The following is a 26165-nucleotide window of genomic DNA, read 5'->3' on the forward strand; positions in this document are numbered from 1 at the left end:
GGAGGGGGAGGGGCGCGGGGGAGGGGCGGGGTGCGACTTGAGGTGTACGGGTTTCGGCTGAGGTCCGACCCTGGGCGCACGGACCGACGGCCATCGGGGAGGACGACTCCGACCGGCGGCGGATCTAGCGTTGCCGCATGATCATTGTGACGTTGCGCGCGCTCCGGCAGGACGGGACGAGGCTCGTCCTCTCGGCGCTGGCCGTGGTGCTCGGTGTCGCGTTCCTCGCCGGGACGCTGATCCTCACCGACGGCATGCGCACCGCGGCGACCGACCGGGCCGGCGCGTTCGACCGGCACACCGACGTCGCGGTGGCCGCGGTCGACGGCTCGACGATGGAGCCGCGCCTGATTGACCAGGTGCGGGCGGTCGCCGGGGTCCGGGCGGTCACCGGTGAGGTGGTGGACACCGCTGGAGTGCTGGGCGCCGATGGCGCCCGGGTGCCGGGCTGGACCGTGCTGGCCAGCGTCCCGGACGACCCGGCGCTCCAGTCGTACGACGTGCGGTCGGGACGGTTGCCGGCGGCACCGGGGGAACTGGTGCTGGACACCCGTACCGCACGGGAGGAGGGGTTCCGGCTCGGCGGGCCGGTGCGGGTCGGTGGTGCCGGTGCGACCGCCGACCCGTACACGCTGGTGGGCACCGTGGACGTCACCGGGACCCGGCGGGACCGGGGCGTGTTCGTCGGGTTGACCGTCGATGACGCGCTCCGGGTCGCTGGCGGGGACGGGTACGGGCGCATTGTGGTGGCCGCCGAGCCGGGGATCGCGCCGGCGGCGTTGGCGGGCCGGATCGGTGTCGCGCTCGGGTCGGCGTACCAGGTGCGGGACCGCGCCGAGGTGCGCGACGGTGAGTTGCGGGCGGCCGTGCGGGACGTCACGCAGTTCAATCTGGTGCTGTTGTCGTTCGCGGCGGTGTCGCTGTTGGTGGCCGCGTTCGTCATCGCGAACACCTTCACGATCGTGCTGGCCCAGCGGGCCCGCCGGATCGCTCTGCTGCGGGCGGTCGGCGGCGGTCGCGGTCAGGCGTTCCGGTCGGTGCTGGTGGAGTCCGGGGTGATCGGTCTGCTGGGGTCGGCGGCGGGGGTGCTTGTCGGTGCCGGGCTGGCCGCGGCGTCGGGGCCGGTCCTCGCGGCGACGGACCTTCCGCTGACCGTGGACGTGACGGTGCGGGCGTCGACCGTGCTCACCTGCCTCGGCGTCGGGACGTTGATGACCATGGTCGCGGCGGCCCGGCCGGCGTGGCGGGGGACCCGGGTGCCGCCGGTGGCGGCGCTCACCGATGCCGCGTTGGTGGAGGCCAGGTCGGCTGGTCGGTTCCGGCTGGCGGCCGGTGCGGTGGCGGTGGTGGCCGGTGCGGCCGCGTTGGTGTTCGCCGGGATGGCGGGGAACCTGGTGCTTGTCGCGTTCGGCGGGGTCAGCGCGTTCGGCGGCATCGTTCTGTTCGGACCGGCGTTGGTGCCGGCGCTGGTGTGGTTGATCGGCGGGCCGGCTCGGCTGCTGGTCGGCCGGATCGCGTCCCTGGCGGCCCGCAACGCGACGGGCAATCCCCGCAGGGTGGCGGCGACGGCCACGTCGATGGTGATCGGAATCGGTCTGGTGTCGGCGTTCCTGGTCGGTGCGGGCAGCGTCAAGGCGGGCATCGAACGCGATGTCGACCGCCGGATCGGTGCCGACCATGTGGTGACCGCCGTCGGGGCCGAACTGCCCCGCGGTGTGGTCGAGGACCTGCGGGCCCGACCGGAGGTGCGGACGGTGCACGAGCCGCGCACCGCGGAGGTGGCGGGAGTGCGGGTCACGTCGGCGGATCCGGTGTTGTCGGCCCGGACGTTGCGGGTGGTGGAGGGCGACCTGTCCCGGCTGGGACCGGGTGCGGCGGCGGTGCATCGGCGGTTGGCCACCGAGCGTGCTCTCGGGGTGGGTTCCACCGTTCGGGTGGCGGACCGGGACCTGCGGGTCGTGGCGGTGGTGACGGCGGTGAGCGGGGGCGTCGACCCCGGCGGCGCGGCCGGCGGACCGGCGGCCGACCAGACGGTCGTCGTCTCGGACGGCGACTTCTCCGCCCTGTTTCCGGACCGGCGGGGTTACCTCGCCCAGGTGCGGGGTGCGGAGGGGGTGCCGGTCGATCGGGTGCGGGAAAGCCTGCGGGAGGTGCTGACGGCGCATCCGACCGTCACCTATCTGGATCGGGCCGACTACCGGAAGATGATGACCGGTGCGGTCGACTCCGTGCTGGCCTTCGTCACCGCCCTGATCGGACTCGCGGTCGTCATCTCGCTGGTGGGCGTGGCGAACACGGTGGCCCTGTCGGTGGTCGAGCGGGTCCGGGAGAACGCGGTGCTGCGAGCGGTGGGTCTGACCCGGGGGCGGTTGCGGGCGATGCTCGCCGTCGAGGGTGCCTTGACCGCGCTGACCGGTACGGTGCTGGGGCTGGCGCTCGGCACCGCCGTCGCCGCCGGCACGGTCAGCGCGCTCAACCGGCTCGGGGGATCGTTTCCGGTCACGGTGCCGTGGGGGCAGGTGGCGCTGCTGACGTCGGTGATCGTCGTTGCCGGGCTGATCGCGTCGCTGGTGCCGGCCGAGCGGGCGGCGCGCCGGCCGGTGGTCGAGGCGCTCAGCCGCTGACCGGGTCGTCGTCCCGCGCCACCGGCGGTCGCGAGGGACGACGCGGTTCAGAGCAGTTCGACGTTGTCGCCGGTGCAGCGGCGGCGGGTGTCGAACACGTACGTCGAGGCGCGTTCGATCAGGTGGTAGTCCAGTTCGTCATGGTCGGTGACCACCAGTACCCCGTCTGCCGCCCGTACCTCCGGCTCGGTGAGGTCGACAAGCGACACGCCGGCGGGGATGTGCTGGGCGTCGGCGTACGGTTCGACGACCCGGACCTGGGCGCCGAGCCGGCAGAGCCGTTGCGCGACCTCCACGGCGGGGGAGTCGCGCAGGTCGCCGGTGTTCTTCTTGTACGCGAGCCCGACCTGGATCAACCGGGAGCCGCGGATGGACCGGCCGCGGTGGTTGAGCCCCAGCACGAGCCGCTGCACCACGTGCTCGGGCATCGCGTGGTTGATGTCGCTGGCCAGGTCGACGAACCGGAACTGTCGGCCGAGTGTGCGCTTCACCTGCCAGGACAGGTAGCAGGGATCGATGGGGAGGCAGTGCCCGCCGACGCCGGGGCCCGGTCGGAAGGGCAGGTAACCGAACGGCTTGGTCGCCGCCGCGTCGATCGCCTCCCAGACGTCGACGCCGAGTCCGTGGGCGAACAGCGCCATCTCGTTGATCAGCGCGATGTTGACCTGGCGGAAGGTGTTCTCCAGCAGTTTGGTGAGTTCGGCGACTCGGGTCGATCCGACCGGCACCGTGGTTTCCACGATCCGGTCGTAGAAGCGCTGGACGTTGGCCAGCGCGTCCGCGTCCGTTCCGGCCACCACCTTGGGGGTGTTCTCCAGGCGCCAGGTCGAGTTGCCCGGGTCGATGCGTTCCGGACTGTAGCCGAGGTGGAAGTCGCCGGGGGTCTGCAGTCCCGAGCCGGCTTCGAGCAGCGGCCGTAGGAGTTCCTCGGTGGTCCCCGGGTAGGTGGTGGATTCGAGGATCACCGTGCAGCCGGGCCGGATGAGCGGGGCGATGGCCTCCCCGGCCCGCTGCACGTAACTCAGGTCGGGGGTGCCGTCTCGCAGGGGTGTCGGCACGCTGATGACGCAGACGTCGAAGCCGGCGGCGTCGGCGTAGTCGGTGCTCGGCTGGAACCGTCGGGTGCCCAGCGCCCGACCGAGGCGCTCCGCGGCGATGTCCTCCACATAGGAGTCTCCGACGCTCAGCCGTTTGACCCGGACCGGGTCGAGGTCGATACCCACCACGGTCATGCCGGCCTCGACGGCGCGAATGGCCAACGGCAGTCCGACATAACCCTGACCGATGACAACAACCTTGTCCGCGCGCATGTGTGCTCCCACCAGGAGGATTGATGTCCGAGCGGAGCGTAGGTGGACGAGCCGGTTGATCGGGTCAGTAAGCATCAAGGTGGCACGGACGATGCCAATCGCCAAATAGAACCAGATCACGCATTAATCCGACTCGTTCTCTCGTCGGCGTGGTGCCCAAGGTGTCCCGCGACCCGGTTCTAGCATGCGCCAGTTGGACCGCGGACGCGGTGACAACAGCGATAGGACGGAGAGCGGATGTCGAGTCGAGTCGTGTGGATCAGCTTCGACCGGATGGGCCGTGCCTGCCTGGACGCCGCCGCCGAGGCGGGGGCCAAGGTGGTGGGCGTGGTCACGCTCCCCGGGCCGATCCGGCCGGAGATCTCCGGGATGTGCGACTTCACCCAGACGGCGAGTCGGCTCGGCGCCGAACTCGTGCAGACCACGAACGTCAACGATCCCGATTGCGTGGCGGCGATCCGCCGGCTCGCACCGGACAGCGTATGGGTGATCGGCTGGTCGCAACTCGTGCGGGAAGACCTGCTCGCGGTGCCGGCCGGGGGGACCTTCGGCATGCACCCCACGCTGCTGCCCCGCCATCGACGGAATCATCGACTGGGAGACGCGAGCCGCCTTCCTCGACGCCTGGGTGCGTGCCCTCACCCGACCGTACCCGGGGGCGTTCACCTGGCTCGGGGAGCACAAGCTGGTCGTGTGGCGGGGGCGTGCCCTCCGGCCCGGTCCGGATTCCGTCGACGCCGGTGGCCACCTCCGGGCGGGTACGGTGCTAAGTCACCGGCCGGACGGCGTTCCGGTCGCCTGCGGGGACGGGGCTCTCCTGGTCGTGGAGGCGGCCCTGGCCGGCGGGTCACCGGTGTCCGGGGACGGGCTACGGGACCTGCTGCCGGCCGGGACGGTGCTGGGATGAGTGACAGGCGGATTCTGGTGGTGGCGGCCCACCCCGACGACGAGGTTCTCGGGATGGGCGGCACGATTGCCCTGCACACGCGACGCGGGGACGCCGTGCGCGTCTGCGTGGTCACCGATGGCTCGTCCACCCAGTACGCCGGAAACCTGGAGATCCTGCGACAGAAGCAGGACGAGGCGGTGAAGGCGGCGGCGATTCTGGGGGTCAGCGACTACGTGCACCTGGACCTGCCCGACATGCGGTTGGACACCCTGGCGCACGTCGAGGTGAACCGGGTGGTCGAACGGCAGATCGCGGAGTTCCGGCCGGACACCGTCTATTGTGTGCAGTCCGACGTCAACCTCGATCACCGTACGGTGTTCTCGTCGGTCGCGGTCGCCACCCGGCCGGTGCCGGGGCAACCGGTGCGGCGGGTGCTCACCTTCGCCCCCACCTCAAGCACGGAGTGGACTCCGGCGCCGCAGACATGGTGGGTGCCCAACTGGTTCGTCGACATCTCCGCGACGGTGGAGCGGAAGCTCGACGCCTTCCGGTGCTACCGGTCCGAGTGGCGGGATTGGCCGCATCCCCGCAACGACCGGGCGCTGCGGGTGCACGCCGAGCACTGGGGCACGGTGGTGGGCTGCGACGCGGCGGAGCCGTTCGTCCTGGTGCGCGGTATCGGACTGGCTTGAGACCCGCCGCGTCCACGGCCCGTATCAGGGTCCCTGGTGGTCAGGACGTGCCGTCACCCTGCGAGTCGGTCGGGGTGGGATCCGGGGTCGGACCGTCGTCGCCGCCGGTGGGTGACCCGGTCGGGGGGCCGCCGCTGGGGCCGCCGCTGGGGGCGTCCGTCGGCTCCGTCGTTGCCGGTGCGCTCGGTTCGTCGGTCGGCGAAGTGTCCGCGGAGGGATCCATCGACGGTTCGGTGGACGCGGTGACACCGGCCGGGATCGGCCGGGTCGGCTCGGCGTCCTCGTTGCTGGGCGACTCCTGGTCGTCCGTGGGCCCGGTGGTGACGCTGGTCGGCGGGGGCGCGCCGCCGCCGGTGCCCGCGCCCCGGTCGTCGTCGGGCTGGAACGCGAACACGGCGGTTAGACCGGCGAGCCCGAGCAGTACCGCGCCGAGTAGGCCGGCCGTGGTGCGTAGCTTCCGTCCGGTTCCGACCGGCGCGGCCGACTCGGTCGGGCGGTGCGACCGGACAGCGGGCCGGGCCGCGGTCGGTGTCCCGGCCGCGCCGACCCCGGCCAGCGCCGTCGTCGCCGCGACGGCCGGTGGGGCGGCCAGCATCGTCGCGCCGGCCGAGTCGCCGCTCGCCGCGGCGCTGGCCGCGTCGGCCATCGCCGCCGCGTCCGGGAAGCGGGCCCCCGGGTCCTTGGCCAGTGCCCGTTCGACGATGGCGCGGACCGGCTCCGGCACCTCGGCGGGAAGCGGGGGTGGCTCGTCGCTGAGATGCTTGATCGCGACCTCGAGCGGGTTCTCGCCGGTGAACGGTGGCTCGCCGGTCAGGCAGCAGTAGGCGACCGCACCCAGCGCGTACACGTCGGTGGCGGCCGACACGGGCTTGCCGGCGGCCTGCTCCGGCGCCATGTAGAGGGCGGTGCCCGGGATGGCGTTGGTGCTGGTGATGCTGGTCACCCCGGTCGACCGGGCGACGCCGAAGTCAACCAGGACGACTCTGCCGTTGGCCTTGACCAGCAGGTTGCTGGGCTTGACGTCCCGGTGCACGATCCCGCCGCCGTGCGCGGCGTGCAGCGCGCGGGCGGCCTGTTCGACGATGGACAGGGTCCCGGCGACGGACAGCCCGCCGACCTCGTCGATCCGGCGGGACAGTGGAACGCCGTCGACGTACTCCATCACCAGGTATTCCGACCGGGTGCCGTCGTCGGCGGTGTCCTCTCCGGTGTCGTACACCTGGACGATGCCGGGGTGGTGCAGCGCGGCCATGATTCGCGCTTCGGAGTGGAACCGCTGGATGAAGCTGGGGTCGGACAGCAGGCTGGGCAGCAGCACCTTCACCGCCACCTGTCGACCCAGCACCAGGTCGGTGCCGCGCCAGACGTCACCCATCCCACCGGTGGCGACGCGATCGTCCAGCCGGTAGCGGTCATTCAGGATTGATCCAGGGCACAGCACGTCCCTAACCGTACCCACCCGGACGCGAACCCACGCGTGCCCACCCCGCGAGCTGTCCGCCCGGAGCCGCGTCCGGTCCGGCCGGCTCTCCGGAGGGAGCCCATTGACCAGGTCAGAGGTGCCGGAATGGTCGGTGTTATGATCGTTCACGCGAAGGGGAGTAGCTCCCAATGTCGTGGTCGACACACTGGCGCCCGAGCGGTGCCCGGCCACGCGGCCACCCTCCAGGTGGCGGGCGAGACCTTCGACTCAGGCTGTGTAGGCAGCCGGGTCGAGGTCGCCCGCGTCCCTTCCCGGCTGAAGATCGGGAAGGATGTTCATGGAGGGCTTTCTCGTTGCCCTGGCGGTCAGCTTCGGCGTGATCTTCGTTGCCGAGCTGGGGGACAAGTCACAGCTCATGGCGTTGACGTTCGCCACCCGCTTCCGGCCGGTGCCGGTGCTTATCGGCATCACCGTCGCCACCGCGGTGGTGCACCTCGCGTCGGTGGCGATCGGCGTCGGCGTCGGCGCCGCGTTACCGACCGGCTGGATCGCCCTGGTCGCCGGGCTGGCGTTCCTCGGGTTCGGGGCGTGGACCCTGCGGGGGGACAAGCTCACCGAGGAGGAACGGCGCAAGGCCGAGCGGAGCCAGCGGTCCGCCGTGGTGACCGTCGGGGTGGCCTTCTTCCTCGCCGAACTGGGTGACAAGACCATGCTGGCGACGGTCACCCTGGCCACCCAGTACGGCTGGTTCGGCACCTGGCTCGGTTCCACCCTGGGCATGGTGGCGGCGGACGCGCTCGCCATCCTGCTCGGCCGGTACCTGGGTCGCAAGCTTCCGGAGCGGACCATCCGGTACGGCGCCGCCGTGCTGTTCGCGATCTGCGGCCTCTGGTTGATCCTGGAGGCCGTCGCCGAGCTGACCTGATCATCGCGGCTCGTCCCGGGTCGCCGGGTACGCGCGCCGCCGGGCGCGCCCGGGTGGGCATGAACCATCTGATTGGGGGCAAGGAACGAACGATGTCGGACATGGAGTCGGGAGGGTTCATGAGCAGGCATGACGAGCCGAACGAGTACGGCTTCGCCGGTGAGGGCACCGCTCCGGAACCGCCGCCAGCCGGCGAGCGGGACGAGGTCGAGGCGGCCGAGGCGGTCGCGGTGCCCGGTGGGGACCTGACCGCTGAGTTCAGCGAGGCCCTGCCGGACGGTCCGGAGGAGGACGGGCGGCACCGGACGGATCGGGCGCGGGGACGCGACACCGGCCGGTGAGGCGCGGGGCGCCGACGGCCGGGATTCGCGTCGGCGCCGTCCCGGGCCGAGGTGCCCTCCGTCCCGGTGGCTACGCCTCTGGCCGCTGGTAGACGTCGGGTACGCCGTCGCCGTCGTCGTCCCGCGACTCCTGTTCGGCGATCCGCCGGTAGACCGCGTTGCGGCGGGTCAGGACCAGCGTGGCGAGCCCGGCCGAGACGAGGGATCCGGCCAGCACGGCGGCCTTGACCTCGGCGTCGCGTTCGCTGCCGGTGCCGAAGGCGAGTTCACCGATCAGCAGGGAGACGGTGAAGCCGATCCCGCCGAGCAACGCCACCCCGAGCAGGTCGACCCAGGTGATCCCGCCGTCCAGGTCGGCCCGGCTGAACCGGGCGACCAGCCAGGTGGCGCCGAGGATGCCGACCACCTTGCCGACCACCAGCCCGAGGAGCACCCCCAGCACCACCGGGTCGCCGACCAGTTGGCCGAGGTCCGCTCCGCGCAGGGTGACGCCGGCGGCGAAGAACGCGAAGATCGGCACCGCGAAGCCGGCCGAGATCGGGCGCCACCGGTGCTCCAGGTGTTCGGCCAGCCCACCGGTGCGGGTGCCGCGGGCCGAAACGGGCACCACGAAGCCGAGCAGGACGCCGGCGATGGTGGCGTGCACCCCGGAAGCGTGCACCAGCACCCACGCCAGTGCGCCGAGCGGGAGGAGCGCCCACCACCAGGTCCGTCCGGCACGCAGCAGCAGCCCGAAGGCGGCGATCGGCAGCAGTGCGGCGGCCAGCGGGAGCACGCTGAGGCTGTCGGTGTAGAAGATGGCGATGATGGTGATCGCCAACAGGTCGTCGACCACCGCCAGGGTCAGCAGGAAGGCCCGCAGCCCGTGCGGCAGGTGCGAGCTGATCACGGCGAGGACGGCGAGGGCGAAGGCGATGTCGGTGGCGGTGGGGATGGCCCAGCCCTCGGGGGCGCCCCGGGGGGACGCCAGGTTCACGCCGAGGTAGATCAGCGCCGGTACGGCCATACCGCCGACGGCGGCCACCACGGGCAGCATCGCCCGCCGGGGGTTGCGCAGGTCACCGGCCACGAACTCCCGCTTGAGTTCCAGACCGACCACGAAGAAGAAGATGGCCAGCAGGCCGTCCGCGGCCCAGGTGGCAAGCGAGAGGTCCAGGTGGAGGTCGTGGCCGCCGGGCCACGGGACGAAGCCGCCCAGCCTGGTGTAGGCGTCGGACCACGGCGAGTTGGCCCAGATCAGGGCCAGCGCCGCCCCGGCCAGCAACAGCCCGCCGCCCACCGTCTCGGTGCGCAGGATGTCGGCCACGTAGCGGGCCTCGGGCCAGGTGGAGCGGCTGAACAGTCGCCGGCGGCCATCCGGGGTTTCAGAGCCGCGTTCCTGTGGCGGGCCGCCGGTCATGGCCGTACTCCCTCGTGTTGGGCAGGGGTCATCACGTCGCCGACCAGACTTCCCGGCACGCCGTGATCGACCGTACCCGGTGCGTCGGCGAACCGCCGGATCCGGTGGCCGACGACACCGAAGGCCGGACCTTCGGCGATTCCGGTCACCGGAGGCGCTGGGTCATTTACATTCGGTGAGCGGCCTCGGTTGATGTGCGACGTTTCGTCCCGCGGGCATGTTTCCGGGGGCTGAGCGACCTTTTGCCGCCTGGGGCGTTAGTCGCCTGAGAGGGGAGGCGTCGGGTCGTGAATATCCAGAGCCAGTTGAGGATGGTACGGCGGCGGTGGTGGGTGGTGCTGGTGTCGGTCGTGCTCGCCCTCGGGGTGGCCGGCCTGGTGACCGTCTCCGCCAAACCCCGGTACGCCGCCACTGTCACCTTCTTCGTCACGGCGCCCTCGGAGAACGGGGTCGTCGGGGCCTACCAGGGCAGCCTGTTCCTCCAGCAGCGGACAAAGTCGTACGCCGACCTGTTGACAAGTGACCGGCTCGCGCAGAGCGTGGCGGCCGACGGCGGTCTCGGTCTCACCGCCGACCAGGTCCAGTCCAGGATCAGCGCGAGGCCGCGTACCGACACGGTGTTGCTCGACGCCACGGTGACCGACACGGACCAGCCGCGGGCGTTGCGGACCACCGAGGCGGTCGCCGCCCAGTTCGTCAAGATCGTGCAGGCCATCGAGACCCGCCCGGGTGAGCAGGCGGCGCTGGTCAAGGTCGAGGTGGTAAATGGTCCTCGGGTGAGCGCGGGTCCGGTCTATCCGCAGCCGCTGCGGAATCTGGGGCTGGCGGCTCTGCTCGGTCTGGTCGTCGGCGTCGGCCTCGCACTGCTGCGCGGCGTGACGGACACGGCGGTACGCGACGGTGAGACGTTGGGTCGGGTCACCGGCGCGCCGCTGCTGGCGCAGATCCCGTACGAAAGGAAGGCGCGTACCGGTCCGCTCATCGTGGACGAGGGCGCGAACACCCCGCGGGCGGAGGCGGTCCGCCGGTTGCGGACCAACCTGCGCTTCGTGGACCTGCAGGAGCCGGCCCGGGTGATCGCGGTAACGAGCGCGGTGCAGGGCGAGGGCAAGTCGACAACCTCGTGCAACCTGGCGATCGCGCTCGCCGAGGCGGGCTGGCGGGTAATGTTGATCGACTGCGACCTGCGCCGACCGCAGATCGCCGAGTATCTGGGTCTGGAGGGTGGGATCGGGCTGACCGACGTGCTGCTCGGCGAGGTCGAGTTGACCGACGTGGTGCAGGCCTGGCGGGACAGTTCGCTGCTCGTGCTGCCCGCCGGTGGCACCCCACCCAACCCGAGCGAGCTGCTGGGCTCCAAGGCGATGGCCGACCTGCTCCTCATGGCCCGGGACCTGGCGGACATCGTGGTCATTGACACCGCGCCGCTGCTGGCCATCACCGACGGGGTGGTGATGGCGGTGCAGTCCGATGGCGCGCTGCTGGTGGCCCGGGCCGGTCGGACGACATCGGCGCAGGTCACCGACGCCGTCGAGGCGCTGGAGCGGGTCGACGCCCGGGTGCTCGGGTGCGCGCTCAACATGGCGAAACTGGCCAGGGTCGAGGCCGCCCAGTACTACACCTACCGGGTGCCGGAGCCGGCAGGTCCGGGTGACCGGCAGCCCGCCGGTGGTCGACCGCCCGCCGCCGAGGTGGCCGTGGCCGACGGGGTGCCGCAGGCGGGTGAGCCGGCGCTGCCGGTCAGCGACGCCACCCAGGAACTCAGCCGGATACCGCGATGAAGATCGGCATCCTCAGCTACTTCTATCCGCCCGAGCCGGCGTTCATCCCGGGCAGCCTCGCCGAGGAACTGGCCGCCCGCGGGCACGAGGTGCGGGTGTTGACCGGGTTCCCCATCTATCCCACGGGCCGGGTGTACCCGGGCTACCGGCAGCGGTGGGGGGAGGAGAGCAGCGCCGGTGGACTCACCGTCCGTCGGGTGCCGCGTTATCCGAGCCACGACGGGTCTCCGGTCCGGCGGATGGCCGGTTACCTGAGCTTCGCGGCCAGCGCGTCGCTTGTCGCACCCCGGTATCTGGCCGGGATCGACGCTCTCTACGTGTACGACGCTCCGGCCACCGCGGTCGCCGCCGGCCGGCTGCTGCGCCTGATCAAGCGTGTTCCGACGGTGCTGCACGTGCAGGACGTCTGGCCGCGCTCCGCCGTGAACGCGTCCCCGGTGAGCGTGGGTGGCGCGAGTGGCCGCATGTTCTTCGGGGGGTTGTCCGGTACGTTGCGACGGGTCTACCAGGCGGCGAGCGGGATCGCGGTGAGCGCGCCGTCCATGCGGGACCTGGTGCTGGCCCGCGGGGCCGACGCCGGAAAGATCCAGATGGTGCTGAACTGGACCGACGAGCGGATCTTCCGGCCGGCACAGCCCAGCCGGGAGGGGCGTCTGGCCATCGGACACCGGGGTCGTTGCACCATAATGCACGCCGGAAACATGGGACCGAACCAGCGGGTGGAGACGGCCATCCGGGCCGCGGCGACCACCCATTCCATGTTCGATCTGGTGTTGGTCGGCAGCGGACCACAGGAGAAACAGGCCCGGCGGCTGGCGGCGGATCTCGGCGCCACGAACGTCCGGTTCCTCGGCCACCGCCCGCCGGAGGAGATGGCGGACCTCTATCACGCCGCGGACTACCAACTCGTTCTGATGCGCGATTTCCCGACGCTGCGGGGAACGGTGCCGGCCAAGCTCCAGGCCGCCCTGTCCAGTGGGTCACCGGTGGTGGCCTCGGCCGGTGGGGACACCGTGGACCTGGTGGAGCATGCCCGGTCCGGTCTGTCCTGCGCGCCGGAGGACTGGCGGGCGCTCGCGGACCGGTTCGCCCTCGCCGCCTCGATTCCCTCGGGTGCGCGGACCCAGATGGGACAACGGGCCCGGGAAAGCTACCTGCGGCAAATGTCCCTGCGCTCAGGCGTGGATCAAATTGAGAGCATGCTGACCGAAGCGGTCATTCGGCGATGATGTCGCCAACCATGCCAAAAACGCGTTAAATACCACTTACCGCCCTAATCGCGTGCTATAGAGATATAGGCGCAAAGAGCGCTTGCGAAACCTATTGATCTGGGCGGTGAAACCCGCAGTGAGCGGTGTTGGTGCGTCACGTACCCGATCGAGTGCCCGGCATCGACGCCGTGTGCGGATCCGGCGGATCCTGCTCTCCACCCTCGTGGTGGGCTCCCTGCTCGCGCTCACCGCCGGCTGGGTCGGGGTACGGGGCTGGCAGACCCGGGGACACCTGACCAGCGCCGCCGGCCTCGCCCGCGACCTGAGTACCCAGATCGTCGCCGGTGACGTCGCGCAGGCCCGCCGCACCCTGGACGCCCTGCAACGACAGACCGCCGCGGCCCGGACCACAAGTGGCGACCCGACCTGGGCACTGGCCGGCCGGTTACCGTTCGGCGGAGCCAACCTGGCCGCCGTCCACGAGGTCGCCACCACCCTCGACGAACTTGCCCGCCGGACCTTCCCGGACCTGCTGCGGGTGGACGTGGCCGCGCTGACGCCCCGGGACGGCCGGGTGGACCTCGCCACCATCAGCGCCGCCGCCCGGGACATCACCGCGGCCGACACGTCGGCGCAGGCCATCCGCGCCAGTTTCGCGAGATCCCCCGACGGCCTCGCCGGTCCGGTACGCGAGGCGGTCGTGCAGGTGCACGACACCCTCGACCGGCTGGTCCGGCTGACGTTCGCGGCTCGCCAGGCCGCCATGCTGCTGCCGCCACTGCTCGGTGCCAAGGGCGAGCGGAACTACCTGTTCGCCTTCCAGAACCCGGCCGAGGTACGGGCGACCGGAGGCATGTTCGGCGCGTACGCGGTGGTGCGGGTGGCCGACGGGCGGGCCCGGATCGTCAAGCAGGGAGCCGGCACCGGCCTGGGCGTCTTCGCCAATCCGCTGCCGGTCGAGGTCGAACTGCGCCGGCTCTTCGGGGATCTCGCGGGCATCTACCCGGCCGACGTGAACCTCAGCCCGCACTTCCCGACGGCGGCCACCCTCTACCGCGAGATGTATCGCCGGCACACCGGGCAGACCGTCGACGGGGTGCTGGCCACCGACCCGGTGGCGCTGGCCCACCTGCTGCGGGTCACCGGGCCGGTCGAGCTGACCGGAGGTACGGCGCTTACCAGTGCCACGGCCGTCAAGGCCCTGCTCTCTGACGTCTACCGGCAGCCGTCGGAGAAACAGGACGGGTACTTCGCCAGGGCGACGAAGGCGGTGTTCGACGCGTTGCTGACCCGGCCGCTCGACATGCGTGCCGTGGTCACCGCGCTCGGCCAGTCGGTCGCCGAGCGGCGGCTGCTGTTCTGGAGCGCGCATCCCGAGGAGCAGAAGACCATCGCCGGTACCGCGATTGCTGGGATCCTGCCCGATCAGGAGACGACCCCGCGGGTCGGCGTATTCCTCAACGACGGCACGGGCGCCAAGCTCAGCTACTACCTGCGGCCGGAGGCCACGCTGTCGGTCGCGGACTGCCGGCCCGACGGACGACGCGAACTCCGACTTCGGGTCACCCTCGGCTCGACCGCGCCACGCTCCGGGCTCAGCCCGTCCGTGCTCGGCTTCGAGTCGCGCAAGGCCAGCAAGCGGTACACCGTCCGGACCCTCGTCTCCGTCTACAGCCCGGCCGGTGGGGCCGTCCTGCGTGCCCGGATGGACGGCGAACCCATCGGTGTGGGTGCCGGCCGGGAACGCCGCCGCCACATCGGCGTCGCCACGGTCGACCTCGCCCCGGGGCAGACCCGGGTGCTGGAGGTCGACCTGCTCACCCCGGTCACCGACAGCGGCGCCGCCGAACTCCAGGTCACCCCGTTAGCCACCCCGTGGACCACCCGTATCAGTTCCGCACCGTCCTGTTCCGAGTAGAAAGGATCTGACATGCGGCTTTCCCGCATCATGATCGCGATTGCAGCCGGGTTCGCCCTCCTGGGTGTCCCGACCGCGGCGGGGGCTGCTCAGCCTTTCACGCCGCAGCCGCCGACGTCCTCTCCGACGGCCTCACCGACCACGTCGCTGACACCACAGCCACCGACGTACCCACCGGGGGCGCCGGAGGTCACCAGCCCCGACCCGACGGTCTTCGTGAGCGAGCCGCTCACCCTGCTCGGCAACAACTGGGAGCCTGGTGAGACGGTCGTCATCACCTTCGGCGCGCTGCCCGTAGCGGCCCGGATGCCGGCGCCGCCGCCCGTGCGCGTCGGTCCGGGCGGTGCGGGAGCGATGGCGCCGGCGGCGCTGCCGGCCCGTCAACTGCCGGGTCCGCTCACCGTGACTGCCGAACCCGACGGGACCTTCGAGGCCTCGGTCATCATCGAGGAGGTGGGCAGCGTGCTGGTCACCGCGACCGGCGCGGAGAGCGGCACGGCGACCCTGGTGGTGACCGTCTTGCCCCGACCCACCCAGCCGCCGACCAGTCCGCCCCACGATGGTGACCTGCCGGTCACCGGCACGTCCCTCGGCGGTCCCATCGCGGTCGGCGCCATCGCGGTCGTGATCGGTGCCCTGCTGGTGCTGCTGACCGTCGCGTGGCGGCGGCGCGGCGGCGCGAACTCGTCGCACTGAGCCCAGCCATCGTCCGGGTGCCGGCTGGGTGGGACTTCGGTCCCACCCGGCCGGCACACACGTCCCGCTCACCGTGGCGGTGGGTGTGCGAATGTCCGGGGCGGGGTATGGACGCCTCGACGTGCTTCGGGAGGCGGGAATGGACGGTACGGCGGGCGCACGGTTCGGCGGCTGGCCCCTGGTGGCCGGTGGCGATCAGCGGACCAGGGAACTGGTCCGCCAGGCGGTGCGCGACGGACGCAGCGGAGACCCGTACGCCGACGACATGATCCGCGCCTGGTCGCACCGGTGGCGGCGGCGGCGCTGGCTGCTCCCGCTGTTCACCCTCGGTTGCCTGGTCGCGACCCTCTGGACCGACGATCTCGCGTTGCGGATCGTGGTGCTGGCGGGCGTCGTGTTCACGCTTGCCAGCGCATGGTCGGCCGAGCGGTGCCACCGTCGTGTGAGTCGCCACCACGATGGGAACGTCGGACCGGAGTGCTGAGTCCGGCGTCCGTACCAGCCGCCGGTGACCGCTCCCGGTCCTCGTGCTACGAGGTGAGCCGCATCGCCGGATCCCGCGTCCGGACGAAGCCCAGCGAGCGGTAGAGCGGTTCGGCCTCCTCGGTGGCCCGCAGGTCGATCTTTCTGATGTCCTGGTGGCGGAACCAGTCGAGCAGCGCCGTCACGCACTGCCGCGAGTAGCCGCGTCGCCGTTGATCCGGATCGGTCGAGACGTTGAAGACGTAACCGACGCGTCCGGTCGGGTTGTTGGGCCCGCCGAGCCGGTGCTCGACGGTCCCGACCGCGCAGGCGGCGAGACGCCCGGCGTGTTCAGGGTGATCGACCACGAAAGCCGTCATGGTGGGCTCGGGCTCGCCCAGTCGGCTGCGGAGCGTCGCCAGTGCCGCCTGTCGCCACTCGTCGCCGTCCGGCTCCCGGCCGTCCATGCTGGCCAGCATCACCGCGCGTAACCGGACCAGCTCCGTCGCGTCCGCGATAGTCGCTATGCGTACCTCAGCCACGCTCCAGAGGGTAGTGCCTCCGCGGAGGAAGAACCTCGCAATAACGCGCGCGGTCAGGACGTGCGGGTCGTGCGGCGCTGCCGGACCTTGGTCCGGTATGCCTGCGGGGAGATACCCAGTTCCCGGTGGAAGGTGTGCCGCAGGTTGGTGACCGAGCCGATGCCGGTCCGCGCGGCGATCCGGCCGATCGGCTCGTCGCCGGTTTCCAGCAGCCGCTGGGCGGCGAGCACCCGCTCCCGGGTGAGCCACTGGTGGGGGCTCAGGCCGGTGAGGCGGTGGAAGCGGCGGCTCAGCGTCCGGGGGCTCATGTGCACCCGTTCGCCGAGCGCGGGCAGCGACCACCGTTGGTCGAGGTGGTCGCGCAGCCAGTCGAGCAGGCCCGGCAGCGGATCTCCCGGGTCCGGTCCCAGTGGGGAGTCGACGAACTGGGCCTGACCGCCGGCGCGGTAGCCGGCGAGCACGAGTCGCCGGGCGAGGGTGGCCGCGGCGTCGGCGCCGAAGTCGCCGCGGACGACGTGTAGCGCGAGGTCCATGCCGGCTGACATGCCGGCGGCTGTCAGCACCCGGCGGTCGTCGACGAACAGCGCCCGCGGGTCGACGGTCGCGGTGGGGAACAGCGAGGTCAACAGCGGAGCCATCGACCAGTGGGTGGTGACCCGGCGCTTGTCGAGCAGGCCGGCGTAGCCGAGGACGAACGCGCCCGTGCAGACCGACATGACCCGCGCTCCGCGCCGGTAGGCGCGGCGCAGCGTGGTCAGCAGCGCCGCGGGCGGCACCTCCTCCTCCCGGGTCCAGCCCGGAACCACAAGCAGGTCCGCGGCCTCAGCCTCGTCGAGGCCGTGGGGCGCTGTCACGGTCACCCCGCCGTCGAGTTCGACCGGACCGGGTACGACGGAACAGGTGCTGGTCCGGTACCAGGAGCCGAAGCGGTGGGAGTAGTCGACGCCGAAGATCTCGTTGACGGTGACGAAGTCGAAGCTGCCCGCGCCGTCGTACGCCAGCATGGCCACCCGCGGGCCGTCGAGTGACATGGGGACCACCTCACGCGATACACCGGTCGGGACCATCGTAGGAAGTAGCCCGGCCGGTGCGGCGGTGCGGGTTGGTCAGCTATCGACAGGATCAGGTCAGCCATCCGCCGGGCGGCGCCCCCGACCGGGTGTCGCACCTAGCGTCGGGTCGACCCGATCCGGTTCGTCGGATCTCGTCGCTAGGGAGGGCAACATCGTGCGTGAGACAGCTGGCAGGTTCGACCGTCGAGGGTTCCTGCTCACCGCGACGGCGGTGACGGTCGCCGGTTCGGTGGGCGTCGGTCGGGCGGCTTCCGCCGCTGAGCGGGCCGGCGTGGCCGGCTCGGATCCGGTGGGCGTCAACGGTGCCGAGTCGACGGTCGCCGGCAGCGGCCGGGCGAGGCGGCTGGTGGCTGGGACGCGGACCGTCGGCGGGTTCGAGGTGGTGCCGTTGCTGGACGCCGCCGGCCCGTTCTTCCTGGGCCGGCAGCAGGCGTTCCCGGAGGCCACGGCCGCGGACTGGGAGGCGGCGCGGGTCGTCGACCCGGCCGCGTTCGGCCCGGGCGACAGCTGGCACCTGGATTTCCGGTGCTTCGTCGTGCGGGGGCCACAGGCCGGGGTGACCCTTGTCGACACGGGTGTCGGGCCGGCTGACAGTCCAGCCGCGGACTGGGCGCCCACCCCGGGCCGGCTGCCGGCCGAGTTGGACCGGGCCGGGATCGATCCGGCGGACGTCGACACCGTGGTCCTCACCCACCTGCACGAGGACCATTTCGGCTGGTCGGTCGGCCCGGACGGTACGCCGATGTTCCCGAACGCGCGGTATGTCGTGCAGCGTACCGAGGTGGCCGCGCTGCCGAGTGGGGACCAGGCCCGGGCATACGCGGTCGACCCGTTGCGGGCGACCGGTCAGCTCGACGAGGTGGACGGCGCTGTCCGGCTGGTGACGGCGGGCCGGCGTCGTTCCGGTTGGATCGGTGTGGTGCCCACTCCCGGCCACACGCCCGGTCACCAGTCGGTGGTGGTGGACGGTGGTCGGGCGCGGGTCATCGTCACCGGCGATGTGCTTGTGCACGCCGTGCAACTGGTCAATCCGGAGGTGGGGTACGCGTTCGAGGCGGATCCGGAGGCGGCGCGGCGGACCCGGCGGTGGCTGCTCAGGGAGTCACGCGGCCGGCGTACCGCGCTGGCCACCGCCCACCTGAATCACCCCTGGACCCACCTCCCCTAGCCCACCTCCCCTAGCCGGTCTCCCCGTCGATCTAGGGCAGATGGTCGTGATTGGATCTCCAATCACGACCATCTGCCCTAGATGATTGAGTCCTAAATCTGAGCTGGTCAATGGTCGTAGGCGATCAGTGAGCGTAGGTTCGGTGCGCCGATGGTGGTGTTGTGCCAGATCACTGCGGCCAGGGCGAGTAGGCGTTGACCGACGCGGGCGAACAGGCCCGCTGGTCGGCGGGCGCCGTGGCGTTCCAGCGAGAGTTGACCTTTGAGGGTTTGGAAGATCGATTCGATCCACTGACGGCAGCGTAGGAGCGCGCGTTCGGCAGGGGTACGGGCGGGGTCTGACTTCGCGTTGGCGCGTTTCGGGCGTACGAGGTGTATGCCGGCGTCGTGGCAGAAGCGTTCGAACTCGGCTCCGGCGAAGCCTCGGTCGGCCAGGATGACCTGTCCTTCGGCGATGAGGTGGTGGTCGGCCTCCAGCAGGGCGGTCATGACGTCGCGTTCGTCGAGTTTCGGGTTGGCCAGGCACCACAGGATGGGCATGCCCTCCGCGGTGGTCAGCAGATACAGGCGCATGCCCCAGAAGTAGCGCGAGTGTGAGGCGCTGTAGCCGTAGCCGGCGTCCCCGGCCAGGTCGGAGCGTCTGACGGTCTCCCGGGATGCGCCGCATGGCACCGGCGTGGAGTCGATCAGTCTGAGGATCGGCACACCTGATCCGGTGACGCGGGCCAGGCACCGCAGCACCGTGGCGATCAGCTCGCCACTGGCTCGCACGCGTTTGCCGTAGCCGGAGGCGGTGGGCAGGTAGGGAAAGAGGTGACGCAGGTGGGCGTGGGCGTAGCGGATCCAGTGCTGCTCACGCGGGAACTCGAGCAGAACCTGGGCGATGAGCAGGCACACCAGTTCCGCGTCGGACAGCCGTCGAGGTCGTCCTGGCCGGCGACGGCCTGGCGGAACAAGGTGATCATCAACGAAGACGTACAGTGCGGTCAGAAGGGTGTCGATGTCAGCAGTCACGAGCAGACAACGACACCCTTCCCTTTGCGATACGACCCCCGCTCACCAGCTCAGATTTAGGACTCAATCGTCTAGATCGACGCGGAGGTGGGGGGTGGCCAGACGCGGGTGGTGAGGTCGAGGAAGTCGCTGCTGACTCCCCGGTAACCGATGACGGTTTGCACCGGGATGGCGATGAAGTAGGAGTCCTGGTTTTCCGCGGGTAGTCGTCGGTGCAGGTCCGACAGCACGTATCCGGCCGCTGAGGTGCCGAGCGGGCCGAGGCCCCATACCAGGATCGTGGAAGTCAAGCGTCCGGTCAGCTTGGGGCCGAGTTTGACGAGGAAGCCCCAGGCGCGGTCCTCGCTGTCGACGAAGTCGTCGGAACCGCAGCGGTAGCCGGTGCGCGGACCGGTGGCTTCCTGACTGGTCTCGAACGGGACGAAGCGGGGGCAGAAGAGGGTGAGATGGGCCCTGGTCAGCCTGTTCACCGCGTGTCCGCCGATGCAGGTGAGGTGGTTGTCCAGGCCGTCCGGGAGTGACTGCACCGACATGACGGAGGGCTCCACCCCGATTTTCCGGTATGCCGCGAGGATGTGTGCCATCGCGTACGCGTCGTGGGTGCCCATGAGGGATATCGTGATGCCGTCCGTGCGGTGGGGGAACACCGGCGCCACGACTGTGGTGTCGCGGGGATTCCCCAGGGCCAGGCGTAGTGACCGTCGGTGATACCGGCCTCGTAGCCGTAGGTAGCCCTCGACGAACAGGACGACCAGCAGGCTCGAGACGACGCCGGGGACAAGTTGATTGAGCACGTCGTCTGTCGGCCTCTCGCGGCTTGATGGCCATCCCCTGTGGACCGGCGACTCAGGGTACCGGAGGCCGGGTACGTCGGTTGTCCCCGGCGAACGGATCGCACCGGTCCGTACCCGTAGCTGTCGACGTCATATCCGGGTCTGGCCGGACGTCGGGTGGATGAGTGGTGGAGGGGGCCGGCGGTCGTCGTTGACCGCCGGCCCCGATCCGGTCGTCAGCTCAGTGGCTGGCGGGTTCGGTCGGCTCCAGGACGACCTCGTCGCTGCCGCTCTGCGGCGGGACGGTCGGGTCGGATGGCGCGTCGGTGTACTCGGCGACGAAGACGGCGCGGAGGTTGTCGGCGCCGCCGTGGCCGGGGTCGAGGAAGGTGGTGATGGAGCCGGTGCATCCGGTGGCCGTGGACAGCGGGTGTCCGTGCTGGTCGTGGCCCAGGATGTAGGTCACGGTGACCCGCGAGCAGTCCACTGGTTCGTCGTCGACCACGTCGACCTCGAACGCGACCGTGTCACCGAACTGGAACGGCTGGCCCTCGACGGGGTTCACGAGGGTGACGACCGGGGCGATGGGTCCGACGGTCAGCGGCAGGGTCGCCGCCGCCCACCGGCCGGTGGGGTCGGTGACCTTCACGGTCGGGTAGTACGTTCCGTTGGCCGGGTAGGTGAAGGTCGGGTTCGCGGCCCGGGAGTCCACGGTGCCGTTGGCGTCGAAGTCCCAGGCGTAGCGCAGGGTGTCGCCGTCGGGATCGCTGGAGCCAGCGCTGGAGAACTGGACGGTGAGCGGCGCGTTGCCGGCGATCGGGTCGGCGCTGATCTTCGGGGTCGGGCTGCGGTTGCCGCGGACGAAGTCGATGCGGGACAGTTGGGCCTCCGGGTTCTCGGAGAAGTAACCGTCGCCGTACTCCAGCATGTAGAGCGCGCCGTCCGGGCCGAACTCCAGGTCCATGGGGTTGTCCACGATCAGGTCGGGCACCACCGGACGGATGTCGGTCACCTGGTTTCGGCCGTTGACCCGGAACTCCTTGATGTAGTCCCGGGTCCACTCGAAGAACAGCGGCTTGCCGTCGTAGTAGGCGGGCCACTTCACCTGCGAAGTGTTCTGCGCGTCGAACCGGTACGCCGGGCCGCCCATCGGGCCGATGCCGCCGGTGCCGAGTCCCGGGAACTGCGGTGCCGGTGCCGACGGGTACCAGACCTCCGGCTGCTCCACGCGGGGAAGCTGCTTGCGGCCGGTGTTGTGCGGCGAGTTGTTGACCGGACGGTCACAGTTGAACGCGGGTCCGGATGTGCCGGTGGCGAAGTCGTAGTCCCGGTACGCCATGTCGGGCTTTACGCAGTACGGCCAGCCGTAGTTGGCGGGCTTGTCGATGACCATCCACCGGCCGTGTCCGGCGGGGCCGCGCTCCGGGTTGGCCTGGCCGGCGTCGGGGGAGTAGTCGCCCAGGTAGACCTCGTTGGTCACGGGGTCGACCGAGAACCGGAACGGGTTGCGCAGACCCATCGCGTAGATCTCCGGTCGGGTGAACGCGGTGCCGACCGGGAACAGGTTGCCGGCCGGGATGGTGTAGCTGCCGTCGGGCCGTACCTTGATCCGGAGCAGCTTGCCCCGCAGGTCGTTGGTGTTCGCGGAGGTCCGCTGGGCGTCGAAGGCCGGGTTGCGGTCGGCACGCTCGTCGATCGGGGTGTAGCCGTCGGAGAAGAACGGGTTGGTGTCGTCCCCGGTGGACAGGTAGAGGTTGCCGGCCCCGTCAAAGTCGATCTTGCCGCCGACGTGGCAGCAGATGCCCCGGTCGGTGCCGATTTCGATGATCTTCTGCTCGGTGTCGAGGTTGAGCGTGTTGCCGGTCAGCTTGAACCGGGACAGCCGCATCACCCCCTTGAACCGCGCCCAGTCCTCGGCGGTGCCGACCAGCGGGGCGTCGCCCTCGTTGACGTCGGGCGTGGCCGGATCGTCCACGGGGGTGTTCATCGGCGGCGAGTAGTACAGGTAGACCCACTTGTTGCGAGCGAAGTCGGGGTCGATGGCGACGCCCTGCAGGCCCTCCTCGTCGTGCAGGTAGACGGGGATCTTGGCGGCGAGCACGTTCGCGCCGGTACGCGGGTCGTTGATGCGTACCTCACCGGACCGGGCGGTGTGCAGGACCCGGTTGTCCGGCAGGACGGCGAGCGCGATCGGTTCGCCGGGGAAGTCGTTGAGGGTGACCTTCTGGAAGCTGCCGTCCGGCGGTGGATCGCCCGGTGCCGCGCTGGCGACGGACGCGGGTACGGTCAGGCCGGTGGCGAGGACCGCCAGGGTGACCAGGAGTGGGGCCTTTCTCATCGATGTCTGCCTCTTTCGCGGGTGGGGTCAGTAGCGGAGGGAGGCGAGGTACTGGTAGCCGGCGCGGGCGGTCGACAGCGCGTCGGCGGGGTTGCGCGGTGGGGTGCCGGCGTCGTCGCGCTCGACGATGAACTCGTCGAGGCCGAACTGCCGGGCCTGGTCGAAGATCCGGCCGAAGTCGATCAGTCCCTGGCCGGGGTCCTCGAAGCTGCCGTTGGCGTTGAGGTCCTTGACGTGCACCTGGCGGATCCGTCGTTGGTGCTTGCGGAACAGGTCGACCGGGTCCTGCGCTCCCCGGAACGCCCAGAACAGGTCCACTTCCAGGTGGAGGAGCTTTTCCTCGGTGCGCTTGGTGAGGATGTCGAAGCCGTGCCGCTGCTCGGCGGTCTGCCGGAAGAACTCGTTCTGGTGGTTGTGGTAGCCGAACCGGATGCCGGCCCGGCGGGCCAGTTCGCCGGCCAGGTTGAGGTCGTCGGCGAAGGCCCGGTACTTGTCGCCGTCGCGGATCGGACCTGCCGCGTCGGCGCCGAACCACGGGTGGACGAGGTACGTGCAGCCGACCGTGTGCGCGTCCGCCAGCGCCTGCTCCCACTGGGAGGCGCTGAACGGCTGCGGGATGCCGGCGTGCCCGGAGGTGGCCCGCAGTCCGGCGGCGTCCAGGGCGGCGCGGAATTCCGCCGCCGTGCGGCCGACGAAGCCGGCGTGTTCGACCCGGGTGTAGCCGATGGCGGCGAGTGCCTCCAGCGTGCCGTGCAGGTCGATCGCGAGCTGGTCGCGCAGGGTGTAGAGCTGGATGCTGATCCGGTCGCGGGGGACCCGACGGTTTCCGGGACGAGCGGCCGCATCGGGGGACGCGGCGGCGGGTGCGGCGGTCGTGGCCAGTGCGCCCGCCGCGCCGAGGGCGGCCGCGCCGACGGAGGCGGCCCGGAGGACGCCGCGGCGGGAGAGTCCGCGGTCGGCGTGGGAGTGGGCTTCGGAGCCGGTGACTGGATGGTCCATATGGATGGCCTCCTGGTGCGGATCGGGTCAGGTGCCGGTCGACGTGTGGTCCGGTCGAGCCGCCGGGCGACGCCGGCCACTGGGTGCCGGCGTCAATCGGGCAGGGTCGATCGACCGTCGGTCGTTCGACGACGGTGTGGACAACATGGAGTCGCGGCCTGACCAGCGTTGGTCGGTCGGAGGGCATGCCGGACCGGCCGACGCTGGCGATGCCCTCGGGCCGCTACGGATGGCGCTCTTGCATCAATCTATGTAAACCCTTGGACGTGCGGGGGACGTTACCTGACTGCCCGCACAGTGAAAAGACCCGAGTGCTGGAACAAAAGTTTGGTGGGATTCAGCAAAAGTCGCGCGGACATGAGACGGCGCGTACGGCCCGCCGGTGCGGGCCGCCCTGACTACCCTGACCCGCATCTGCCGGCCGCGGGGCATGGGTCGGCACGGCCGCCGGAGAGGAGCGTCATGATCCAGGCCAGCGAGATCGCCGACACCGTCCGGGTCTACCTGGACCGGCATCCCGACGAGACCCGCCGACTCGCGCCGCTGACCACCGCGCTCGCCGGATCCGGCGACCCGACGGCTCGCACCACCTTCACCGGGCACGTCACCTGCTCCGCGCTGGTTCTTGACCCGGCCGCACGGGTGTTGCACATCCGGCACAACGCCCTGGGTCGGTGGCTGTGTCCCGGCGGTCATCTCGATGCCGCCGACACCGGTCTCGCCGCTGCCGCCGCCCGCGAGGCGGTCGAGGAAACCGGGATCGGTGCCCTGACCCTCCTGGACGACCTGCCGGTTGACATCGACGTGCACACCATTCCGGCCAATCCGGGCCGGGGGGAGCCGGAGCATCCGCACTTCGACCTGCTGTACGCGTTCGCCACCGGCCACGACCCGGTGCTCAGGCCCCAGACTGAGGAGGTGTCGGTCGTCGCCTGGGTGCCCGTCGGTGACCTGGCGCCGGCCGCGCTGCGGGACAAGGTCGCCCCAATCGTCCGGCGGGCGGAGGTCTCGTCGCGCTGCTGCACGTCGACGAATGGCGGCGTCACGTAGGGTCGCTTCTCATGGCTGACAGTGGGATCGTCGTGCGCCCCATCGGGCGGGTCGAGTCGTCGTTGACCGATCCGGCCGTGGCGCCCAAGCAGGGTGACGAGGGAGCGCCGCAGGCATGGTTGGCGTTCGATCCGGCGGTCCGCGCCGGCCTTCGTGATCTTCATGTCGGTGTCGAGGTGCTCCTGCTGACCTGGTTGGACCGGGCCGCCCGGGACGTCCTGACGGTGCATCCGCGCGATGACCGGAGCAGGCCGGAGACCGGTGTGTTCGCCACCCGGTCGGCGGACCGGCCGAATCCGATCGGCCTGCACCGGGTGCGGATCATGGAGATCGATGGTCTCCGGATGCGGGTCCGGCAGCTCGAAGCGGTGGACGGGACGCCCATTCTGGACGTGAAGCCGGTGCTCGATCCCGGCGTCGAGCGGTAGGCGGTCCCGCACGGGTGACTGGTTTCCGACCCGGCGGCGAGGTTGTCGCGCGGCGGATTAGTTGCATTCATCGAGGTGCATGTCGACAAATGTCGGCACGGACGGCATGATCGGCTGACTTCCGGCGTCAATGGGCGTACTTGCGAGCCGCTTTCGCATCCGATACAAAGTGGGCAGCGTGCTGAGCGCGTCGGACCAACAGCCAATTGATCCGCCGACCTCCGTGGGAGGCACGACCATGGCATTGACGCCGGCCGCTGGCGCCGGGTGCAACACATCCTCGACCACGCCTCCGGGCCTTCATTCCGGTGCGACCGTCAATTCTGAGATCGAGTGGGACACCTTCGATCCACAATGGTACGTACGGCACAACTACTCCGTCCTGCGTGCCGACGATCGCGAACTCCTCCGCCGGACCAGAGATTTCTTCGCCGACGCCACGCTCACCGGCGCGCACTGCGTCGACGTGGGATCCGGGGCGAATCTCTACCCGGTGCTGCCCCTGTTGCCGTTCGCGCACAGTCTTGATCTGTGTGAATGGTCGGCTCCCAACGTGAGCTGGTTGCGCACCCAGGTCGACGGCTTCGACGAACTCTGGGATCCGTACTGGCGGGTGTGCGCCGAACTGCCGGCGTACGCGGCCGTGACCGACCCCCGACGTCGGCTCGCGCAGGTGGGCCGGGTGTTGCGGCTCAGCGTCTTCGACCTGCCGAGGCACACCTGGGACGCGGGCACCATGTTCTTCGTGGCGTGCTCCATCTCCGCCGACCGCGCGGAGTACGAGTGCGCGATCGGTCGGTTCCTCGACGCGTTGCGCCCCCGGTCGCCGTTCGCGATGGCGTTCATGCTCGGCTCCCAGGGCTACGGTGTGGGCCAGCGGTGGTTCCCGGCCGTCGAACTGCGACGGTCCGAGGTGGTGGCGAGCATCGCCGCCGGCGCGTACGACGTGGACATCCACGAGGTGCCAGCCGAGCCGCCGCTGCGTGACGGGCACCTGGGCATGCTGCTGGTCACCGGTCGCGCCCGCGGGTGACCGACCTGCCGTCGGCGCGGCTCCACCCTGCCGCGGGCTTGGCTCCACCCTGCCGCCGGCGCGGCTCCACCGATCCG

Annotated in this window: 23 protein-coding genes and 1 pseudogene; 15 read left to right on the forward strand and 9 right to left on the reverse strand. The window is 70.8% G+C overall.

The window, feature by feature from the left end; translation table 11 throughout:
• The first annotated feature begins 137 nt into the window (after positions 1–137).
• Positions 138–2624: an ABC transporter permease gene (locus ACFQUZ_RS21360; protein WP_377445021.1), complete on the forward strand. Its 2487-nt coding sequence runs from the start codon at positions 138–140 to the stop codon at positions 2622–2624.
• A 47-nt stretch (positions 2625–2671) separates the two neighbouring features.
• Here ACFQUZ_RS21360 and ACFQUZ_RS21365 read toward each other — a convergent pair whose 3' ends face one another.
• Positions 2672–3934, reverse strand: coding sequence for a nucleotide sugar dehydrogenase (locus ACFQUZ_RS21365; protein WP_377445023.1), 1263 nt, complete (start codon positions 3932–3934; stop codon positions 2672–2674).
• Between the two features lie 369 nt (positions 3935–4303).
• Here ACFQUZ_RS21365 and ACFQUZ_RS21370 point away from each other — a divergent pair.
• From ACFQUZ_RS21370 to ACFQUZ_RS21380, 3 genes and pseudogenes are all read left to right on the forward strand, one after another.
• Positions 4304–4504 (forward strand): annotated as a pseudogene (locus ACFQUZ_RS21370) (hypothetical protein); the annotation flags it as partial.
• Positions 4505–4523: 19 nt separating this feature from the next.
• Complete coding sequence (locus tag ACFQUZ_RS21375) at positions 4524–4841, forward strand: hypothetical protein (RefSeq protein ID WP_377445332.1); 318 nt, start codon at positions 4524–4526, stop codon at positions 4839–4841.
• Positions 4838–5515 carry a PIG-L deacetylase family protein gene (locus tag ACFQUZ_RS21380; RefSeq protein WP_377445335.1) on the forward strand — a complete coding sequence of 226 codons (678 nt, stop codon included), beginning with the start codon at positions 4838–4840 and terminating at the stop codon, positions 5513–5515. The genes ACFQUZ_RS21375 and ACFQUZ_RS21380 overlap by 4 nt, the downstream gene beginning before the upstream one ends.
• A 40-nt stretch (positions 5516–5555) precedes the next feature.
• On the opposite strand, the gene ACFQUZ_RS21385 is transcribed toward ACFQUZ_RS21380, so the two are convergent.
• Positions 5556–6956, reverse strand: a complete 1401-nt coding sequence (locus ACFQUZ_RS21385) for a serine/threonine-protein kinase (protein ID WP_377445025.1) — start codon at positions 6954–6956, stop codon at positions 5556–5558.
• A gap of 319 nt (positions 6957–7275) precedes the next feature.
• Between ACFQUZ_RS21385 and ACFQUZ_RS21390 the strand changes: the two genes are divergently transcribed.
• Positions 7276–7863 carry a TMEM165/GDT1 family protein gene (locus ACFQUZ_RS21390; RefSeq protein WP_377445028.1) on the forward strand — a complete coding sequence of 196 codons (588 nt, stop codon included), beginning with the start codon at positions 7276–7278 and terminating at the stop codon, positions 7861–7863.
• Between the two features lie 119 nt (positions 7864–7982).
• Complete coding sequence (locus tag ACFQUZ_RS21395) at positions 7983–8204, forward strand: hypothetical protein (RefSeq protein ID WP_377445030.1); 222 nt, start codon at positions 7983–7985, stop codon at positions 8202–8204.
• Between the two features lie 70 nt (positions 8205–8274).
• On the opposite strand, the gene nhaA is transcribed toward ACFQUZ_RS21395, so the two are convergent.
• A complete protein-coding gene (gene nhaA / locus ACFQUZ_RS21400) occupies positions 8275–9603 on the reverse strand; it encodes a Na+/H+ antiporter NhaA (protein ID WP_377445032.1) in 1329 nt (442 codons plus the stop codon).
• Between the two features lie 311 nt (positions 9604–9914).
• Between nhaA and ACFQUZ_RS21405 the strand changes: the two genes are divergently transcribed.
• The 5 genes from ACFQUZ_RS21405 to ACFQUZ_RS21425 all read left to right on the forward strand — a co-directional run bounded on the left by ACFQUZ_RS21405 (position 9915) and on the right by ACFQUZ_RS21425 (position 15693).
• Positions 9915–11384 carry a polysaccharide biosynthesis tyrosine autokinase gene (locus ACFQUZ_RS21405; protein ID WP_377445337.1) on the forward strand — a complete coding sequence of 490 codons (1470 nt, stop codon included), beginning with the start codon at positions 9915–9917 and terminating at the stop codon, positions 11382–11384.
• Positions 11381–12613, forward strand: a complete 1233-nt coding sequence (locus ACFQUZ_RS21410; RefSeq protein WP_377445035.1) for a glycosyltransferase family 4 protein — start codon at positions 11381–11383, stop codon at positions 12611–12613. The genes ACFQUZ_RS21405 and ACFQUZ_RS21410 overlap by 4 nt, the downstream gene beginning before the upstream one ends.
• 172 nt (positions 12614–12785) lie before the next feature.
• Entirely contained in the window at positions 12786–14513 is a 1728-nt protein-coding gene (locus ACFQUZ_RS21415) for a DUF4012 domain-containing protein (RefSeq protein ID WP_377445037.1), read from the forward strand.
• Positions 14514–14729: 216 nt separating this feature from the next.
• On the forward strand, positions 14730–15209 hold the full coding sequence (locus ACFQUZ_RS21420; RefSeq protein ID WP_377445040.1) for a hypothetical protein: 480 nt from the start codon (positions 14730–14732) through the stop codon (positions 15207–15209).
• A gap of 28 nt (positions 15210–15237) precedes the next feature.
• Positions 15238–15693, forward strand: coding sequence for a hypothetical protein (locus ACFQUZ_RS21425; protein ID WP_377445042.1), 456 nt, complete (start codon positions 15238–15240; stop codon positions 15691–15693).
• Between the two features lie 46 nt (positions 15694–15739).
• Here ACFQUZ_RS21425 and ACFQUZ_RS21430 read toward each other — a convergent pair whose 3' ends face one another.
• Entirely contained in the window at positions 15740–16213 is a 474-nt protein-coding gene (locus ACFQUZ_RS21430) for a GNAT family N-acetyltransferase (protein WP_377445045.1), read from the reverse strand.
• A gap of 53 nt (positions 16214–16266) precedes the next feature.
• The gene (locus ACFQUZ_RS21435) at positions 16267–17244 is read right to left on the reverse strand and encodes a helix-turn-helix domain-containing protein (protein WP_377445048.1); all 978 of its coding nucleotides are present in this window, start codon (positions 17242–17244) and stop codon (positions 16267–16269) included.
• A gap of 196 nt (positions 17245–17440) precedes the next feature.
• On the opposite strand from ACFQUZ_RS21435, the gene ACFQUZ_RS21440 reads away from it, so the two are divergent.
• Positions 17441–18454 carry an MBL fold metallo-hydrolase gene (locus ACFQUZ_RS21440; protein ID WP_377445051.1) on the forward strand — a complete coding sequence of 338 codons (1014 nt, stop codon included), beginning with the start codon at positions 17441–17443 and terminating at the stop codon, positions 18452–18454.
• Between the two features lie 107 nt (positions 18455–18561).
• Here the strand turns inward: ACFQUZ_RS21440 and ACFQUZ_RS21445 are convergent, their stop codons facing one another.
• From ACFQUZ_RS21445 to ACFQUZ_RS21460, 4 genes are all read right to left on the reverse strand, one after another.
• Complete coding sequence (locus ACFQUZ_RS21445) at positions 18562–19467, reverse strand: IS982 family transposase (RefSeq protein WP_377445054.1); 906 nt, start codon at positions 19465–19467, stop codon at positions 18562–18564.
• Between the two features lie 71 nt (positions 19468–19538).
• On the reverse strand, positions 19539–20075 hold the full coding sequence (locus tag ACFQUZ_RS21450) for a hypothetical protein (RefSeq protein ID WP_377445056.1): 537 nt from the start codon (positions 20073–20075) through the stop codon (positions 19539–19541).
• 406 nt (positions 20076–20481) lie between these two features.
• The gene (locus tag ACFQUZ_RS21455; RefSeq protein ID WP_377445059.1) at positions 20482–22578 is read right to left on the reverse strand and encodes a PQQ-dependent sugar dehydrogenase; all 2097 of its coding nucleotides are present in this window, start codon (positions 22576–22578) and stop codon (positions 20482–20484) included.
• Between the two features lie 27 nt (positions 22579–22605).
• Positions 22606–23577 (reverse strand): sugar phosphate isomerase/epimerase family protein, encoded by a 972-nt coding sequence (locus ACFQUZ_RS21460; RefSeq protein WP_377445060.1) that lies wholly within the window; start codon positions 23575–23577, stop codon positions 22606–22608.
• Positions 23578–24039: 462 nt separating this feature from the next.
• Between ACFQUZ_RS21460 and ACFQUZ_RS21465 the strand changes: the two genes are divergently transcribed.
• From ACFQUZ_RS21465 to ACFQUZ_RS21475, 3 genes are all read left to right on the forward strand, one after another.
• Positions 24040–24627, forward strand: coding sequence for an NUDIX domain-containing protein (locus ACFQUZ_RS21465; RefSeq protein WP_377445062.1), 588 nt, complete (start codon positions 24040–24042; stop codon positions 24625–24627).
• Between the two features lie 11 nt (positions 24628–24638).
• Positions 24639–25055: a tRNA (N6-threonylcarbamoyladenosine(37)-N6)-methyltransferase TrmO gene (gene tsaA / locus ACFQUZ_RS21470; RefSeq protein ID WP_377445065.1), complete on the forward strand. Its 417-nt coding sequence runs from the start codon at positions 24639–24641 to the stop codon at positions 25053–25055.
• A gap of 238 nt (positions 25056–25293) precedes the next feature.
• Entirely contained in the window at positions 25294–26088 is a 795-nt protein-coding gene (locus ACFQUZ_RS21475) for an SCO2525 family SAM-dependent methyltransferase (protein ID WP_377445067.1), read from the forward strand.
• The last annotated feature ends 77 nt before the right edge of the window (positions 26089–26165 follow it).

The organism is Plantactinospora sp. GCM10030261 (assembly GCF_042666615.1).
GTDB lineage: Bacteria > Actinomycetota > Actinomycetes > Mycobacteriales > Micromonosporaceae > KBS50.

What these genes read in the sequence shown, in the direction of transcription:
- tsaA (WP_377445065.1), top strand. Translation starts at nt 24,639, where the DNA reads ATGGCTGACAGTGGGATCGTCGTGCGCCCCATCGGGCGGGTCGAGTCG.
- ACFQUZ_RS21450 (WP_377445056.1), bottom strand. Translation starts at nt 20,075, where the DNA reads ATGGGCACCCACGACGCGTACGCGATGGCACACATCCTCGCGGCATAC.
- ACFQUZ_RS21460 (WP_377445060.1), bottom strand. Translation starts at nt 23,577, where the DNA reads ATGGACCATCCAGTCACCGGCTCCGAAGCCCACTCCCACGCCGACCGC.
- ACFQUZ_RS21360 (WP_377445021.1), top strand. Translation starts at nt 138, where the DNA reads ATGATCATTGTGACGTTGCGCGCGCTCCGGCAGGACGGGACGAGGCTC.
- ACFQUZ_RS21465 (WP_377445062.1), top strand. Translation starts at nt 24,040, where the DNA reads ATGATCCAGGCCAGCGAGATCGCCGACACCGTCCGGGTCTACCTGGAC.
- nhaA (WP_377445032.1), bottom strand. Translation starts at nt 9,603, where the DNA reads ATGACCGGCGGCCCGCCACAGGAACGCGGCTCTGAAACCCCGGATGGC.
- ACFQUZ_RS21365 (WP_377445023.1), bottom strand. Translation starts at nt 3,934, where the DNA reads ATGCGCGCGGACAAGGTTGTTGTCATCGGTCAGGGTTATGTCGGACTG.
- ACFQUZ_RS21405 (WP_377445337.1), top strand. Translation starts at nt 9,915, where the DNA reads ATGGTACGGCGGCGGTGGTGGGTGGTGCTGGTGTCGGTCGTGCTCGCC.
- ACFQUZ_RS21410 (WP_377445035.1), top strand. Translation starts at nt 11,381, where the DNA reads ATGAAGATCGGCATCCTCAGCTACTTCTATCCGCCCGAGCCGGCGTTC.
- ACFQUZ_RS21390 (WP_377445028.1), top strand. Translation starts at nt 7,276, where the DNA reads ATGGAGGGCTTTCTCGTTGCCCTGGCGGTCAGCTTCGGCGTGATCTTC.
- ACFQUZ_RS21455 (WP_377445059.1), bottom strand. Translation starts at nt 22,578, where the DNA reads ATGAGAAAGGCCCCACTCCTGGTCACCCTGGCGGTCCTCGCCACCGGC.
- ACFQUZ_RS21475 (WP_377445067.1), top strand. Translation starts at nt 25,294, where the DNA reads ATGGCATTGACGCCGGCCGCTGGCGCCGGGTGCAACACATCCTCGACC.
- ACFQUZ_RS21380 (WP_377445335.1), top strand. Translation starts at nt 4,838, where the DNA reads ATGAGTGACAGGCGGATTCTGGTGGTGGCGGCCCACCCCGACGACGAG.
- ACFQUZ_RS21435 (WP_377445048.1), bottom strand. Translation starts at nt 17,244, where the DNA reads ATGTCACTCGACGGCCCGCGGGTGGCCATGCTGGCGTACGACGGCGCG.
- ACFQUZ_RS21395 (WP_377445030.1), top strand. Translation starts at nt 7,983, where the DNA reads ATGAGCAGGCATGACGAGCCGAACGAGTACGGCTTCGCCGGTGAGGGC.